The sequence below is a fragment of the Lactococcus sp. LG1267 genome, assembly GCF_017309545.1.
Lineage (GTDB): Bacteria > Bacillota > Bacilli > Lactobacillales > Streptococcaceae > Lactococcus > Lactococcus petauri.
Genome location: NZ_CP071295.1, coordinates 1,662,583 through 1,678,570, shown reverse-complemented (window position 1 = coordinate 1,678,570; position 15,988 = coordinate 1,662,583). Strand labels below are relative to the sequence as shown.

Sequence of the window (15,988 nt, the reverse complement as noted above, 5' to 3'; positions counted from 1 at the left end):
TTTTTAATATATTATGTTTCAATAGTAGAGAGCTTTATAATTTAGCTTATGTAAAATAAGAGGAGTAAAAACAGATGGTTGAAAAGATGCTAAATTGGGTGGCAAGTTTGCCACTCTGGCAAGCCACCTTGTTCTTGTTTATTGTTGTTTTCTTTAGGGCACAGATGACATTTGGTCTAGGAAAACTCATTCATATGGGACTATTGAAGACAAAATGGGGGAAAAAGGCAAAGAAATCCGAAGAAAATCGAGCAGGAATGCTTGCTCTTCAAAAATATGGATGGCCCGTTATACCTTTGAGTTTCTTGACAGTTGGTTTTCAAACTGTGGTGCAGCTTGCTGCTGGTATGTTAGATTGGAAATGGAGCAAGTACACACTGGTCGCTCTTCCAGGCTATTTAGCGTGGGGCTTTGTCTACGCTGCAGGAGGACTAACCTTATTCCGCTCGATTGCTAATGGCTCAATTGGCTTATTGATTCTTTTTGTTATTATCGTATTGTTACTTTGGAGTGTTGGGACATTTTTAGTGAAAAAACTTAAGCCTAATACATAACACAAGGGACTTGTTCATATTTCATTTTTTCTTTAAATATGGATTCAATATAAAAAACACAACCTTAGTTGTGTTTATTTTTATTTAAAATTAAAAATTTGTGCTTTATCGGCTTTATATTCTGTTAAAGCATGTGCAGCATCTCGTTTTTCTTCAATCATGCTGACATATTTGGCAGGAGCTTGAAACTTGCTGAAGTCTTCTTTGTCAAGAACGAGTGTTTTTTTCGTCATACTTGATTCACCTAAGACAACATATTCCGTTGTAGCAGCAGTAAAACTTTGTCCTTTTTCATCTTCGATATTTTTTACTTGTGTATCAGCGGTCCATAAAGCAGGAGTTTTCGAAAGCGAGGTAATATGTTTGAATTTGAATTCGTCCCCTTTTTTGCTGACTGCGTTGACAGCTTTTGCCTGAATCAATTTTTCAGCAGATGTCGCATCTAATACCAAAGTATCTGTTTCAGCGACATATTTTCCTTCAACAGTGATGTTATTTTTTATGTAAGATTGGTTGTCTTTTAAGCTTTGATCAAGTTCTTTTTTGTCTGAACTATAAAGAATGATGCCATGAACAGGCTGGTGGAATAAAGAGATAACTTTACTAACGGCAAAGTAGCCTCCTGCGATAAACAAGATGAGTGCTGGAATAATCCAAAGTTTCTTTGTCAATGTAGTGTTGTCCTTTTCTAAAGTTTTTTTATTTCTTTATTTATTTTATCAAGGAATTATGACTCAAAAACTTACTCTTCTGTAAGATAAAAAATAAAAGCACTTGTGTGCTTTTTATTTTTGGATAAGATTCTCAATAAGCATTGAGCTTTCTTCAATCGAACGTTTACTGACATCAATTGTCTCTATGCCTAACTGCTCAAAGAGTGTATCGGCATATGCCAACTCTTCAAGAATACGTTTTTCATCAGAATACATGGATTTTGTTTTAAGTCCGAGCGTTTGCTCCCGGTAGCTTCGTATATTACTTAAGCTTTCAGAAGTACTGGTTAAGCCAATAATCTTATGCGGATTCACTTTATAAAGTTCTTTAGCCACTTCGACCTCCGGAATAATCGGGAGATTTGCTACCTTGTAACCTTTGTTGGCCAAGTACATACTCAGTGGGGTTTTCGAAGTTCGAGAGACACCAAGAAGCACAATATCAGCATTTAAAAAACCTTTAGGATCTTTCCCATCGTCATATTTCACCGCAAATTCGATAGCAGCGACCCGATTAAAATAGGCTTGATTTAACCGATGCACACTGCCGGACTCTTGTGTAGGTTGCTCACCTGAACGTTTTTCAATAAGTTGCATGAGCGGCGACATAAAGTCCACATAGGCCAAATCATGTGTATCTGAAAATTTTTGGACACACTCCACTAAAGACTTATCAACGAGAGTGATAGCGACAAGGGCATTTTCTTTTTTGGCATCATTCAAAATTTCTAATAGTGAATCTTTATCATTGGTAAAAGGATAAAGCTGAACATCTGATAAATCAACAGTTGGAAATTGTGCCACAACAGCAGAAATAATTTTTTTTGCTGTTTCACCGACAGAGTCAGTAATGAGATAAATTTTTATATTTTGCATTTTGTCCCCTTAATCTTCGCTTTGCATTTCGTTTCCTGTTTGGATGAAAGCTTTCATGATGTGTTTAATGGATATTTTACCGATTATTTTTTTCGAGTCTGCTTTTTCAAGCACAGGTAAACTATCTACTTCGTATCGAGAAAGAATATTCCCAGCTTCTAGTAAAGTCTTATCGGCGGTTATAGTATGGATATTAGGCATACGTGTCATTATTACAGCAACAGGAGTTTTTTCTAGATTATTGCCACTTATAGCGAACCGAAGAAGGTCTTTACGAGAAAGAAGTCCAGCTAAATCGCCATTTTCATTTTTGACATAGATACTGCCAATATCATAGAGAAAAAGACTTGTCGCAGCATCGTAAACAGACATATCTTGTGCAACAATCAGGGGTGAAGTCATAAAGTCAGACACTTTTTTTGAGTAGCAACTTTCAATATAAAGAGGCTGCATTTTTTGCCCAGTATAGAAATAGCCAACCTTTGGCTTTGCATCAAGTAACCCTGTCATGGTAAGAATAGACAGATCGTTCCTTAAAGTTGCACGGCTTAAACCTAAAGTTTGTGCAATTTTTTCACCACTGATGGGCTGTTCCGCTTTTACGATATTAATTATTTCAGTTTGTCGAGTTGTTAATTTCAAGTGTCACTCCTTAATAAATAGGACATACTATATATTATATGTGTTTTATCTTTTTAAATCAACTAATAAAAGGGATGGTTGCCACATGTAATGTTAACAAGCTAAAAAGAATGCGATTACAAAAAACTTGACAACGAATATGACATACTATATAATGTGTTTATTCACTAAATAGTATGTCACATATAAAGGAGACGCGAATGTCACAAGCAAAAAAACGTGTTTATAACTTTACAGAAGGTTCAAAAGAACAAAAGGATCTCTTAGGAGGAAAAGGAGCAAATCTTGCAGAGATGACTGGGATTGGTTTACCAGTACCCAAAGGATTTACCATTACTACAGAAGCTTGCTTAGAGTATCTGGACTCGAAAAAATTATTGCCTGAGTTGGTTAAGGAAATAGAAGAACATATTGCTAGGCTAGAAAACGAAACTGGAAAGAAATTTGCAGATGAGGAAAATCCGCTATTAGTTTCGGTCAGAAGTGGCTCAAAATTTTCAATGCCGGGTATGATGGATACTATTTTGAATTTAGGCTTGAATCATCAAAGCGTTGAAATCTTTGCCCACAAGACTGAAAATCCTGTGTTTGCTTATGATTGCTATCGTCGTTTAATCCAAATGTTTGGCGATGTGGTTAAAGGGGTTGATAAAAATATTTTTGAAGAAGCACTAACGCTATATAAAGCGACCCAAGGTTACAGTTCTGATATTGAGATGAAAGCGGAAGATTGGAAGGAGATTATTCAACAATTTACCACAATCTATCTGAAAGAAGTTGGTGAAAACTTCCCTCAAGATCCCTCCAAACAACTTTATGCGGCTGTAGAAGCGGTGTTTACTTCTTGGAATAATCCGCGTGCTGTAACTTACCGTCGGATCCATGAAATCTCTGATAAACTTGTAACAGCCGTTAATATCCAAGAAATGGTTTTTGGAAATACTGGAGGGAATAGCGGTACAGGTGTTGCCTTTACACGCAATCCTGCAACAGGGGAAGCTGGTGTTTTTGGCGAATTTTTGTTGAATGCGCAAGGAGAAGATGTTGTTGCAGGGATTCGGACACCACGTCCAATACAAGAGTTGAAACAAGAACAGCCCACGATTTATATGCAATTTGAGAAAATATGCCATCAGTTGGAAGCTCATTATCAAGATATGCAAGATATCGAGTTCACCATAGAAGAGGGAAAACTTTTCATTCTTCAAACACGTAATGGCAAACGAACAGCAAAGGCTGCCTTTAAAATTGCAACGCAAATGGCAGAAGATGGCGTAATAAGTAAGGAGGAGAGTCTGAAACGCTTAACACCTTCAATGATTACCCAGCTGCTTCATCCTGTGTTTGATGAACAAATGTTGGCGGAGAGTAAATCTGTGGCAAAGGGTTTACCTGCAAGTCCTGGTGCAGCATCTGGCAGAGTCTATTTCCATGCGCAAGATGCGCAAAAAGCGCATGTAGCTGGGCAAAAAGTTATCCTTCTTAGAACAGAAACTTCACCAGAAGATATTGAAGGTATGGTTGTGAGTGAGGCTATTGTCACTTCTCGTGGAGGAATGACCTCTCATGCTGCTGTCGTAGCACGAGGAATGGGGGTGTGCTGCGTGGTTGGATGCGAACAATTAACGATTAATGAAAAGCTCAAACAAGCATACGACGGTACACACACTATAAACGAAGGTGATTTACTCTCAGTAGATGGAACAACAGGAAAAATCTACCGCGGGGAAATTAAACTCGATAAGGTACAAGATCTAGATCTTTTAGTAAAAGTACTTCAGTGGGCCTCTCACATCGGAAATATGCAAGTCAGAGCAAATGCTGAGACAGTTGAAGATATTAGAGCTGCACTGGATTTTGGTGCAAGCGGCATTGGGTTGGCACGTACAGAACATATGTTCTTTGGGAAAGAACGAATTTTGGAAATGCGTAAAATGTTTCTCTCAGAAGATCAACTGCAGCGTAAGCAATCCCTTGAAACACTCAAAGAATTCCAGAAAAAGGATTTTGCTGAAATTTTGAGTCTGACGGAAGGAATGCCATGTACGATTCGCCTTTTAGATCCGCCACTTCACGAATTTATGCCCAAAACTAAGGAAGAATATGAGCAAGTGGCTGAAGCGTGTGGACAAACGGTTGACTTTATTATGCACAGAGGTAAAGATCTTGAAGAGTTCAATCCGATGCTGGGGCATCGTGGTTGTCGTTTAGCCATCACCTATCCCGAAATATATGAAATGCAGGTTGAAGCAATAATGGAAGCTGCTTTGGAACTCGCTAAAACAGGAAAGCAAGTCAAACCAGAGATTATGATTCCTTTAGTTGCTGAAGAAAAAGAATTGTCTTATCTTAAAAAGATGTTAGAAGACAAAATCCAAGATGTCTTTGAAAAACACCAGCTGAAAATTGCCTATAAAATCGGCGCAATGCTTGAAATTCCAAGAGCTTGTTTGACGGCAGATCAGCTTGCGACATCAGCACAGTTCTTTAGCTTTGGTACCAATGACCTGACACAGCTGACCTATGGCTTTTCTCGGGATGATTCGGTCAAATTTTTGCCCGATTATGTTGAAAAAGGTATTTTAGAAGATGATCCCTTTCAACATTTGGATCAGAAAGGAGTGGGCAGTTTGATGAAAACGGCAATAGAGCTTGTCAAACCACAACATAAAGATATCAGTTTTGGGGTATGTGGCGAAGTAGGAGGTGATCCAGACTCTGTTGCTTTCCTTCAAAAAATCGGTTTGGATTATGTATCATGTTCGCCATATCGAGTTCCAGCAGTTCTTCTTACTGTTGCACAGATGAGTATTAAGTAAGAGAATGTAAAAAACCTTCGACGATAAGCGAAGGTTTTTATTATTTTAAATCTCCCCAAAGGTTGAGCATCACGGTTCCAATGATAAGGACTAAAATGGCTGAACATTGGAGGAACAGGCTGAGTTGAGAAGTTTCGTGATTTGAAATTAAAAGCCGAACGATAGAAGCAACCGCGATATAGATATATTTCTTGATTGTTGGGTGATCATTATCGGAGAGATAGTGAATAATGAGTTCTAAGAATTCCAAAAAGAGGAAAAAGGTTAAGATACGGTCAATAATATCGTAGAAACTGTAATCAATAAATCCTGTAGTAAATGAGGAGAGAAGAACCCAAATCTCTTTAAACATAAGAAAGGCAATGACCAGCCCGAGTAAACTTAAACAGACTTTTATAATGACATTAAAAGTTTTTGATAAAAAATTAAATTGAATCAAATGAGAACCTCCCTGATTAGTCGTGTAATTTTATAATTCTAGTATAGCACAGAAACATCAGCTTTGAGGAGAGATTAGACTTGAAAAAATGAATTGAATATTTGAAAATAAGAAAAGTCTTATTAAAAAGATACGTTTTCTTATCACATTATCTCAATGTATAAATTATCCCTATCGGAATTCCAGCGTTTCTAAATTGTTTTTTACCTTAGACTGTGGGATAATCAATATAAAAGAAGAAGGTGCGTTTTAGAGCAAGTCACCATCTGTTTACTTTATAGAAAAGAGAAAATACTATGATTAATCTTTGTAATATGCTTTATGTTTCGGATGTCCCAACGCACGCAGAATTTTGGGCGAAAGTTGGCTTGAAAGAACTTCGTCGCCAAGGTTCAGGCTCGCAAGAAACGGTGATTTTCGCAGTGGATGCGGATGCTCCAAGCGCACGTATTCAATTATGGAATCTTGACTTTATTCGTCAAAATTCACCAGAAGTAGCAGATATGAAAGGCTCAATGCTTTTTACTGTGGATGACTTAGAGGAATGGCGTACGCGTGTCTCTAAAGCAACGAACACAGCAAGCGCAATCAATGATTTCCAAGGTATGGTGAACTTTAATTTCCAAGATCCTGATGGAAATTATTATGCATTTGCGCAGACTGAATTACCAGAATGATGTGCAAAATCTTAATCGTCTGATTTTGAAGTTGCTTTCTTTGATGATATTTCACTTTCTAATTCCTCTTTCTCTCGCAGTTTTCGTTGTGCCTCAGAGAGCTCTCCTGTGGCGAAAGCGCCCCATTTCATCATGCCTCTGTCATGATAGTTACGGATAGATTCATAAGGGCTATATGAGCGATCAACTGTCATTTTTTTCTCCTCCTGCGGCTGCATGGCCGCCAATCATTTTGCTTCTTTCTAAAACTCTAGAGCCAGTTGTCAAAACGCTAGCTTTTTGAATGGCTGTAAAATCAAATTTATCACGTATTTCATCAATGGCATTTTGTAGAGCTTCCTGTTTTTGATGAGTGATGACCTTAGATTCATTAGGGAGCATTGTTTCAAAAAGATTAAGTTGCTTGATATTTTCGCTAGATAAATCAAAACCGCCGATACCGATTTCTCTTACAATTTCACCATGATATTTTTCTCTAAAGAGGCGCAAAAACTCGCTTTGAATATCCGTTGTACTTTGAGTGGGCTCAATTTTACTGGCTATTTTTATCGAAGAAGAGTGTTCTTTGTAGGAAGGTTTGACATAAAGTGAGAGACCACCCGCGAGCTTTTTACCTTTTCGAAGTCGGATAGCAAGATGCTCAGCCATTTCCTTAATCACTAGCTCAATTTCATCTTGCTTTACGTAGTCGCGTGGCAAAATCTGACTGTTGCTGTAGCTTTCTGATTTTTTGTGGTGCTTCTCGCGGACATTGGTTTCATCAATACCATGTACATGAAAAAATTGTTGTAGACCAACGATTCCCATTTTTCGTTTAATTCTATCAGGGTTCGCATGAGCCAGATCCTTGATAGAATAAATTCCTAACTTATTGAATCTTTTCTCTGTCCGTCTCCCAATCCCCCAAAAATCAGTCATCTTTGGAAGTGTCCAAATCTTCTCGGGGACGTCCTCATAACGAATGAGCGCCCGCATAGTTGCGCTGTGCTTGGCATAATTATCCATCGCTAACTTGGCCAGTAAAGGGTTATCCCCCATTCCAACAGTCACAAATAGGCCCATTTGCTTAAGGACTTTTTGCTGTAAATCCTGAGCTAACAAATCCATTTGTTCATATTTATTTTTGATTTCAGGGTAGAAAAGGTTCAGAGATTCTGTAACATCAAGGAAGGACTCATCAATAGAATACGAGTGAATTTCTTCAGAAGAAGTATAGTTGGTCAAAAGTTGCTGCATCTCGATATTCTTATCGATATAAAGAGCCATCTGTGGAGGGACGATATGTGTACGTTTAGCCCAGCTTTCAATAAAAGCGACATGTTGCATAGAGGGTTCTGTGCGTTGCCCGTAAATGTCAGTATGTTTGGCATACCAACGCCGATAGTTAAATTTCCTATTTTCCAGTAAAAAAGGTAAATCTGCCGCACGACTGACGTTAGATTTTCCAAAAACCTCTTTAAATTTCGGACTTGAAGCTAAAATAAGGCCATAGGAGTGATCTGAGCGACTCATGACACATAGAGAAGTATCTAAAGGATGAAGCCCTCTCTCTACACACTCGATTGAGGCATAGTTCGATTTTACATCCTCAAAAAAAATTGCGCGCCGTGGTTCATACGTATAGTCAATAAACATATTATACCTCTTAACAAATATTGATTTATTCAATATTATATACCTAAAAAAGAAAGAAAACAAAGAAAAATAATTATAAACTCAATATTTATTCTTTGCGTAACCTAAATGATGTTTTATAAAAAAATGTAACACAAAAAACATGGCTCTCTCAAATTATTAGTAAAAACAGAAAAGGGAATGCTATAATATAAGTAACGAAATTGTAATATAAGGAGGAGCTATGAAAATTTTAATCAATCAAAAAAAGCCCTTATACTGGAGTAAGGTAAAGAAAGCTTCAGTGGTTGGTTTGACCACTTTACTGGTCGTCGCCAAAGGAACAGCGCCTGCCGTTGCAAATACTGTGCGCACTCGTTTCTGTGGTACAGATTTTACTATTGGGCAAATACATGAAGTACCAGAACAAGGTGTATTGATGGATCACTTTGTCGGGCAGGAAGACGGAACGCAAACTCCAATGACTTCTGAGGATAAACAAAATAAGATTGTAACAGAAGCAGGTTATGTTCCGATTATGCCATTAGCTGAAACTCAGGAAGAAGCACCGGCACGCCTCAAAGGTCCGCGACAAAATCCTGCTTACTATATGAAAGAAACAGTTGAACATCTTACAGAAAGACCTTGGAATATTGTGACAAAGACAACACTTGCTACAGGTGTATTGTTGGCAGTAACCAGTGGAATTGTCTTGAAAAACATTTTGAAGAAATAATAAAGAAGAATTACTTCTAAAGTGGTTCTTTTTTTGTATGAATAAAGTTTTCCCAAAAATAAAAAGTATAATTATTGGCAAGACGAAATGACATAGAGTACAATTATTAGTAGAGGTTAAATTAATAATGCAAATGAATTAAAAATTAGGAGGGATTTCATGGAAAAAGAAGAAAAAGTTAAAATTTTACAAGATTTGATAAAAATTAAATCAATTAACGGAAATGAAGAAGAAGTCGCTGTTTATTTACAAAACTTATTGAAAAATCATGGAATTGACTCCAAATTAATTCAATATGCCGAAGGGCGCAGCAGTTTAGTAGCTGAAATTAAGAGTGGCTCAAGCAGCCGAGTTTTGGGGCTGACAGGTCATATGGACGTTGTTGATATTGGTAACGAATCCCTTTGGACTTACCCGCCATTTTCTGCAACTATTGACGGTGATAAATTATATGGGCGTGGTTCAACGGACATGAAATCTGGGCTTGCAGCCATCACGATTGCAATGATTGAATTAAAAGAAGCTGAGACAAAATTTGATGGAATCATCCGTTTATTGGCTACGGTAGGTGAGGAAGTTGGCGAACTTGGTGGACGTCAGCTTACAGAACTCGGTTACGCGGATGATTTATCCGGCTTAATTATTGCTGAGCCGACCAATTATAACTTGGTCTACACGCATATGGGATCGATTAACTACTCTGTATTTTCAGCAGGTAAAGCAGCACATAGCTCACAACCTCAGGAAGGCTTTAATGCCATCAATCACTTGAACGAATTTATTACTGCTGTTAATGTTGAAATGGATAAAATTGCTGAAGAATACCCTGATGCAGAACTGGGAACGACTATACATAATGTGACTGTTATCCGAGGGGGTGACCAGGTGAATGCAATTCCGGGAGAAGCCAGTCTTGAAGGAAATATCCGAAGTGTACCAACCTATGGTAACGATAAGATTAAGGCCAAACTTCAAGAAGTAGTTGATAAAGTGAATGAAAATCATGATTATAAGTTGACATTAACGATTGACGAGGATAAAGTGGCAGTGCAGTCGGATAAAAACTCAATCTTAATCCAAACTATTCAAAGTGAGTTTGATACGCCTTTACCAGTTATTGGCATCGCAGGAACTACTGATGCTGCCGAATTTGTGAAATCCAAAAATAAATTTGACTTTGTCGTCTTTGGCCCAGGAGTAAGTAATCTCCCTCACCAAGTTAATGAGTATGTTGAAATTTCAAATTACTTAGATATGATTGATACATACCAGAATATTGCGAAAAAATATTTAGATTAGAATATAAAAAACCAAGTTTTTGCTTGTTTTTTTATATTCTAATCTGCGTTTATATTACTTTATGTTACAATTTAAATATGAAAAAAATATTTATTGGTGGTCTATTGGGAGTAGTTCTTGTCAGCGCAGCTCTCCTTACTTATCTCTTTTTAGGCCCAGCCACAACAGATGTTCGGGGGAAGTGGGTCAGCTTTGGGGAAAATAAACTCCGTGTTTCTGCCGGCTCATTACGAGGAGATTTGGTGCAAGCCAGTCCTTTTACCAAACAGGAAATGGTGATTCGTTCAGATAAAAATGTGAAGATTAATCCTATTACGCACACGATTACAGAAAAAGCGGGTGATTTCTCAGTCACACGCAAGTTTCGTATGGAAAATAATAACGAGGTCTTAAAAATCCGTACCAAACTTGGTGAGAAGGAAATCTGGAAAACGTATTACTGGCCAGGAAGCAAAGCTTACCAACAAAAAGAAGAATCTTTGGTTAAAGAAAGAGCAGAAAACGTCAAAAACAGTACAAAAATTAACGAAGCATGGAAGAAGCGGGTAGAGGTGCTAAATAATGAATTATTTTCGGCTCTTGATGATACAACATGGCAAGGCTATGATATGACCAATGCCATTCATATGAAGCTTAATGCAGAAGTCACTGTTCATATTCAGACCGAACCTTCGAAAGAGACAGAACATGGGCATTTTGAAGCTCAGGCTACGGTGGATTTTCAAATGATTGGTTTTGAAACTGAGGAAATCTATGAACCTGTCGTGAAGGGTCAAGGTTTTGGGGCTTACGATATGCTAAGTGAAGGGGCATTGAAGACACTTTTTACAGATAACCCTTTAAAAAATATTAATACAGAAAAAGTCTTAAAGCGTATTCCTCAAATTACTTGGAAGGATATTTTTGCAAAACAAAACGCGATTAAGTTCCGCTATGGTATTTCCAACACGCTCACTACCCAACAGCTGGTCATTAAGAAAGAGAATATTGATTTTAGTCAAGATAAGCTGCAGATTAATGCCATACGTATGGAAACATATCTGAATGATGTAGATGGAGACGCATCAAGTAAACAGGATATGATTGCGGATCCTTTGGATAGAATATAAAAAAGGCATGAATGCATGTCTTTTTAAAAATGATACAATATACTTAAATAGTGATATCATCAAGGAGAAAATAATTGATTAAGGCATATCAATTTTTTCTCTTTACGTAAAAATTAAAGGTCAGGTTAAAATGATAGAGGCAATTATCTGTAAAAATTGTGGAGGATCAAGTTTTATAAGAAAGCAAGGGAGACTTATTTGTTCCTATTGCGCTACGCAGTACAAGGAGGAGGATGCTCCCAGAAGAAGTCGGAAAAATATTTGGCTTGCTATCGGAGCATTAGTTTTTACAACTTTTGTGATTGTCTGGTTTTTAGTTTCTTATGGAATAAACAATTCGGGAAGGAAATCAACAACTTCTCAAAATCAAAAACTATTCCAAAGTGACTCCTCTTTAAAGAAAAACAGGAACCAATACGCGCGTGAAAATATTGATAAAATAAAGGGCTGGTCTTTAGAAAAATACAACAATATCCAACGAGCCGAACAGATTGTCTCAGCGGAAAGTAAATATCCAATTTACCAAAATGGTATGCACTTTTCGGACCTTGAGCGAAGTATTGGTTATTCTCCAGATAGCTTAAAAGAAAGTCGCGTTCCGGGAAACAAAATTGAAGGTATAGCAACTTGGTCCACAGGGTCTTCTTTAAAAGACGGAGAAGTAACAATCTCAATCAGTTATGATAAAGAAACAGGACAAATTTTAAGAAAAGACTTGATGGGCAACATTTATGACAAAGAATGAAACAGTGAAATGTAAAAATTGTGGCGCTAATGAATTTGTTCAAGAAGCAGGAACAACAAGATGTCTTTACTGCCAGACTGAGTATATAAGCTATCCCATACACAAAAGTAGAAAAATGATTTGGCTGTCTCTTTTCATTTTGACCCTCAGTCTACTGATAATAATGGTTTTTATCTTAAAAAACACGAATTTGAAAACATATAAAGTTGAAGAAAAAGCCACGGCTGTAAATATGTCAACGAAAGAAGTTAAGCTTTCAAAGGAAAAAGAATATGCTGAGAAAAATGCATCAACAATTGAAGGTCTGAGCTTAGAAAAGTACGATAATATACAAATTGCTGCGCTGCATCGTTCCCCAGATAAGAAAGAGCAGTACTACGCACATGGTACACTCATGAAAGAACTAATAAAAGAACTTGGCCCCCCTGAGGAGCTAGTTGAATATACGCAATACTATCCGGGAGGGGCCGCAGTTGAGGGTAAAGCAAACTGGTCCAGTGGAGAAACACTCTCTGATGGATTAGTTGGTCTGTATGTTATCTATGATAAGGATTCAGATCAAATTCTACATAAAAATCTATCTGCTTCTATGTATGGGTTAGAGTAACAAAGAAGTTAAAATGGAATAGGATATTCGGAAGGAAGGAGACTAGGTAATGAAAAAAGAATTTTCTAGAGTTTTTTTGAAAGATGCAAGTGGAGATGTTTTAGTTATAAGAGATCGAAAGGCAGTTTGGAACATTCCAGGAGGAAAAAAGAACAAGGAGAATCCTCAATTGCTTGTGCAATAAGGGAAGTTGAAGAAGAAATTTCTTTAACTATTTCTGATTTGGAAGAAGTGTATTCTGATGATTTTGTTTTTGGAGATATAGAGTGGAGAGGACATTTCTATTTTGCAAATACTGCCAAAGGACTTCCCACACTAAATGAACCTAATAAAATAAAAGGAATACAATTTATTGAAACACTGGACATGGTAAACTTTTCTTACGTTTTAAATCCATTACTGTCTTATTTAGATAAACATAATATTCTTGATGCTAAAACAACGAAGTGGGTTTGAACTTTTTGTTGGGACTTAGTAAATATATGATGGTAATTATTTTTTCTAAGCCACCCTCCTCCAATGTTAAAGATATATTAGCAATCATGGATTGTCTAGATTCCAATTAAGTAAAGGTAAAACCGGCACCCAAAAAGTACTTTGCTATGTGAAAGATCAGGTAATTTATGAAAGATAAAAATTTTTTAGATATTATAAATAAGAGCACAATTGAGACGGCCAAAAGCCTTCTTGGTATGAAACTTGTCATGGAAACAGACGGAGAGTCGCAAATACTTGGTAATATTGTAGAAACTGAAGCTTATCTTGGTACACTGGATAGTGCGTGCCATAGCTTCATGGGAAAACGTACACCTCGTAATGAATCCATGTATCTCTCCGCTGGTCACTGGTATGTATATCAAATTCATGGTCATTTTATGTTAAATCTAGTAACTATGGACGAAGATATCCCAGAGGCTGTTTTAATTCGTGCCGTTCAAGCAGATGCTCCAGAACATGATGGCAGTGGTCCTGGAAAGCTCACGAAATCCTTTGGTATAACGAAAGAGATAGACGGAGAGTATTTTCCTGACTCACGTTTGACATTAGAAGTAGACAAAACACCCAAAGAGATTGCTAGCCGAAAAAGAATTGGAATAACATGTATGGATGAATGGCGAGATGAACCTTTAGGATTTTATGTAAAAGGAAATTCGCAAGTTTCCCGTATTCGGAAAAAAGAAATATTAGATGATGATGAGTTGACTTGGGAAAAACCACCTTTTCAGAAAAATAAAAACTATCTAAAAGAAACGATACCAAAGGCATGACTTGCTGTTTTTATATGAGAAAGAACTCCAGAACAATAAAATAGACCACAAACTCAAACAGCTACATATTAGCGCAGAATCCCAAAAAATGATAGAATAGCCTAGTATGATATGCTCTACAAGGCTTTTTTATGTAAGAAAAAACACACAGAGCAGATTCAAGTAAAATAGAGATACGGACATCTCTAGATGTATTTAATACTTATTTTCATCACTAAAAAATAAAAATGAAAGGCTATGACATCAGTCATAGCAGGGTTTAAAAATGGGTGTAGCAATTCAGTGGTTCCCAGGACACATGTCCAAAGCGCGTCGTCAAGTGCAAGAAAATTTAAAATATGTTGATTTTGTGATTGAGTTGGTAGATGCACGTTTACCAATCAGTTCACGTAACCCAATGTTGGATAAAATTATTGGGGATAAACCACGTCTTATCGCTTTAAACAAGGCTGATTTAGCTGACAGAAACGCTGTGAAATCGTGGGTGGAGTTTTTCGAAAAGCAAGGCATAATCGCTCTAGCCATCAATTCGAAAGAAGCACATACTGCCAAACGTTTGACTGTTGCAGCGAAAACTTTGATGGCTGATAAGCTTGCGCGTAATGCTGAACGAGGCATCCAAAATAGTTCTTTACGTACGATGATTGTAGGTATTCCTAATGCGGGTAAGTCAACACTGATGAACCGTCTTGCAGGAAAAAAAGTAGCTGTTACAGGAAATAAGCCTGGTGTAACTAAGGGGCAGCAATGGTTGCGTACCAATAAAGAGTTGGAAATTCTTGACACACCAGGGATACTTTGGCCAAAATTCGAAGATGACCAAGTTGGTCTAAAACTTGCTTTAACAGGCGCTATTAAGGATCAGCTTTTGCCGATGGATGATGTGACTATTTTTGGTTTGCAGTATTTCCTTGAAAATTACCAAGAAGCTACTATGAAACGTTTGCGCATGAAAGAAGCAGATCTGGAGTTAGAAATTCCCGATCTCATCATGGAATTGACCAAACGTTTTGGCTTCCGTGATGATTATGACCGTTTTTATCAAATGTTTGTTAAGGATGTACGTGATGGCAGAATGGGCGAATATTGCTTGGATAAAGTGAGTGACTATGTCAACGATTAAAGAAATAAAAGAGCAACTGAACGGCTTAAATACACTACTCGAAGTGGACGCTTTTTTGGAAGATACTCGTGCAGGAGTTCAAACAGCGATTAAACGTCGTAAAAAAGAGATTTTAGCAGAACAAGCAGAAGACGAACGTTTAGAAATGATGCTGAACTTTGAGCGACAAGCATATGCGCAAGGGATGGACTTGATTGCGGGTATAGATGAGGTTGGACGTGGCCCCTTAGCTGGTCCTGTTGTGACTGCAGCCGTGATTTTACCAAAAAATTGTAAGATTAAAGGTCTCAACGACAGTAAGAAGATTCCAAAATCTAAACATGAAGCTATTTTTGAAGAAGTCCAAGAAAAAGCACTTGCTGTCAGTGTTGGTTTAGTTGATAACGAAACGATTGACCAAGTAAACATATATCAGGCGACTAAAATCGCAATGCTACAAGCTGTAGAAAAATTAGAAATACAGCCAGAATGCCTCTTAATCGATGCGATGAAGTTAGACATTAATATTCCTCAAGTCAGTATTATCAAAGGTGATGCCAAGTCGTCAAGCATTGCGGCAGCAAGTATTGTTGCGAAGGTGACACGAGATCGAATGATGGCGGAGTATGCACAAAAATACCCACATTACGACTTTGAACATAATGCAGGTTATGGCACGGCCAAGCATTTGGAAGGCCTAAAGAACTACGGTGTTACAGCGATTCACCGTAAATCTTATGAACCCATCAAATCAATGGTAGAAAAATAAGCAGATCATCATGATCTGC

At 37.4% G+C, this 15,988-nt stretch carries 19 protein-coding genes; 13 read left to right on the top strand and 6 right to left on the bottom strand.

The features are described 5' to 3' along the window. Positions 1-74: 74 nt before the first annotated feature. Positions 75-554: a VTT domain-containing protein gene (locus J0J33_RS08195; protein ID WP_206887463.1), complete on the top strand. Its 480-nt coding sequence runs from the start codon at positions 75-77 to the stop codon at positions 552-554. Positions 555-634: 80 nt separating this feature from the next. On the opposite strand, the gene J0J33_RS08190 is transcribed toward J0J33_RS08195, so the two are convergent. The 3 genes from J0J33_RS08190 to J0J33_RS08180 all read right to left on the bottom strand — a co-directional run bounded on the left by J0J33_RS08190 (position 635) and on the right by J0J33_RS08180 (position 2,785). Beyond that, positions 635-1,225 (bottom strand): lipoprotein BA_5634 family protein, encoded by a 591-nt coding sequence (locus J0J33_RS08190; RefSeq protein WP_206887462.1) that lies wholly within the window; start codon positions 1,223-1,225, stop codon positions 635-637. Between the two features lie 114 nt (positions 1,226-1,339). After that, complete coding sequence (locus tag J0J33_RS08185; protein ID WP_019294044.1) at positions 1,340-2,143, bottom strand: pyruvate, water dikinase regulatory protein; 804 nt, start codon at positions 2,141-2,143, stop codon at positions 1,340-1,342. A 9-nt stretch (positions 2,144-2,152) separates the two neighbouring features. Next, complete coding sequence (locus J0J33_RS08180; RefSeq protein WP_019294043.1) at positions 2,153-2,785, bottom strand: helix-turn-helix transcriptional regulator; 633 nt, start codon at positions 2,783-2,785, stop codon at positions 2,153-2,155. A gap of 200 nt (positions 2,786-2,985) precedes the next feature. Here J0J33_RS08180 and ppdK point away from each other — a divergent pair, with 200 nt between their 5' ends. Then, entirely contained in the window at positions 2,986-5,604 is a 2,619-nt protein-coding gene (gene ppdK, locus J0J33_RS08175; RefSeq protein ID WP_206921666.1) for a pyruvate, phosphate dikinase, read from the top strand. Between the two features lie 40 nt (positions 5,605-5,644). On the opposite strand, the gene J0J33_RS08170 is transcribed toward ppdK, so the two are convergent. After that, the gene (locus tag J0J33_RS08170) at positions 5,645-5,956 is read right to left on the bottom strand and encodes a phosphate-starvation-inducible PsiE family protein (RefSeq protein ID WP_232624577.1); all 312 of its coding nucleotides are present in this window, start codon (positions 5,954-5,956) and stop codon (positions 5,645-5,647) included. A 383-nt stretch (positions 5,957-6,339) separates the two neighbouring features. Between J0J33_RS08170 and J0J33_RS08165 the strand changes: the two genes are divergently transcribed. Continuing rightward, positions 6,340-6,720 (top strand): VOC family protein, encoded by a 381-nt coding sequence (locus tag J0J33_RS08165; protein ID WP_206887461.1) that lies wholly within the window; start codon positions 6,340-6,342, stop codon positions 6,718-6,720. Between the two features lie 11 nt (positions 6,721-6,731). On the opposite strand, the gene J0J33_RS08160 is transcribed toward J0J33_RS08165, so the two are convergent. Then, positions 6,732-6,914 carry a hypothetical protein gene (locus tag J0J33_RS08160; RefSeq protein ID WP_019294040.1) on the bottom strand — a complete coding sequence of 61 codons (183 nt, stop codon included), beginning with the start codon at positions 6,912-6,914 and terminating at the stop codon, positions 6,732-6,734. Continuing rightward, positions 6,904-8,355 carry a Y-family DNA polymerase gene (locus J0J33_RS08155; RefSeq protein ID WP_086582644.1) on the bottom strand — a complete coding sequence of 484 codons (1,452 nt, stop codon included), beginning with the start codon at positions 8,353-8,355 and terminating at the stop codon, positions 6,904-6,906. The genes J0J33_RS08160 and J0J33_RS08155 overlap by 11 nt, the downstream gene beginning before the upstream one ends. 223 nt (positions 8,356-8,578) lie before the next feature. Here J0J33_RS08155 and J0J33_RS08150 point away from each other — a divergent pair, with 223 nt between their 5' ends. The 10 genes from J0J33_RS08150 (at position 8,579) to J0J33_RS08110 (ending at position 15,969) form a co-directional block, all read left to right on the top strand. Further along, on the top strand, positions 8,579-9,070 hold the full coding sequence (locus J0J33_RS08150) for a hypothetical protein (protein ID WP_019294038.1): 492 nt from the start codon (positions 8,579-8,581) through the stop codon (positions 9,068-9,070). Positions 9,071-9,229: 159 nt separating this feature from the next. Continuing rightward, complete coding sequence (locus J0J33_RS08145; RefSeq protein ID WP_086582643.1) at positions 9,230-10,369, top strand: ArgE/DapE family deacylase; 1,140 nt, start codon at positions 9,230-9,232, stop codon at positions 10,367-10,369. A gap of 77 nt (positions 10,370-10,446) precedes the next feature. Continuing rightward, positions 10,447-11,478, top strand: coding sequence for a hypothetical protein (locus J0J33_RS10840; protein WP_240265697.1), 1,032 nt, complete (start codon positions 10,447-10,449; stop codon positions 11,476-11,478). A 130-nt stretch (positions 11,479-11,608) separates the two neighbouring features. Then, positions 11,609-12,223: a hypothetical protein gene (locus J0J33_RS08135; RefSeq protein ID WP_206887460.1), complete on the top strand. Its 615-nt coding sequence runs from the start codon at positions 11,609-11,611 to the stop codon at positions 12,221-12,223. Between the two features lie 190 nt (positions 12,224-12,413). Next, positions 12,414-12,830 (top strand): hypothetical protein, encoded by a 417-nt coding sequence (locus tag J0J33_RS08130; RefSeq protein WP_206921665.1) that lies wholly within the window; start codon positions 12,414-12,416, stop codon positions 12,828-12,830. Between the two features lie 49 nt (positions 12,831-12,879). Further along, the gene (locus J0J33_RS10890; protein WP_255566313.1) at positions 12,880-13,014 is read left to right on the top strand and encodes a hypothetical protein; all 135 of its coding nucleotides are present in this window, start codon (positions 12,880-12,882) and stop codon (positions 13,012-13,014) included. Beyond that, positions 12,957-13,286: an NUDIX domain-containing protein gene (locus J0J33_RS08125; RefSeq protein WP_240265696.1), complete on the top strand. Its 330-nt coding sequence runs from the start codon at positions 12,957-12,959 to the stop codon at positions 13,284-13,286. The genes J0J33_RS10890 and J0J33_RS08125 overlap by 58 nt, the downstream gene beginning before the upstream one ends. 167 nt (positions 13,287-13,453) lie before the next feature. After that, positions 13,454-14,098, top strand: a complete 645-nt coding sequence (locus J0J33_RS08120; protein ID WP_029345843.1) for a DNA-3-methyladenine glycosylase — start codon at positions 13,454-13,456, stop codon at positions 14,096-14,098. Between the two features lie 265 nt (positions 14,099-14,363). After that, positions 14,364-15,221 (top strand): ribosome biogenesis GTPase YlqF, encoded by an 858-nt coding sequence (ylqF, locus tag J0J33_RS08115; protein ID WP_019294031.1) that lies wholly within the window; start codon positions 14,364-14,366, stop codon positions 15,219-15,221. Further along, positions 15,208-15,969, top strand: a complete 762-nt coding sequence (locus tag J0J33_RS08110) for a ribonuclease HII (protein WP_206887457.1) — start codon at positions 15,208-15,210, stop codon at positions 15,967-15,969. The genes ylqF and J0J33_RS08110 overlap by 14 nt, the downstream gene beginning before the upstream one ends. Positions 15,970-15,988: the final 19 nt, after the last annotated feature.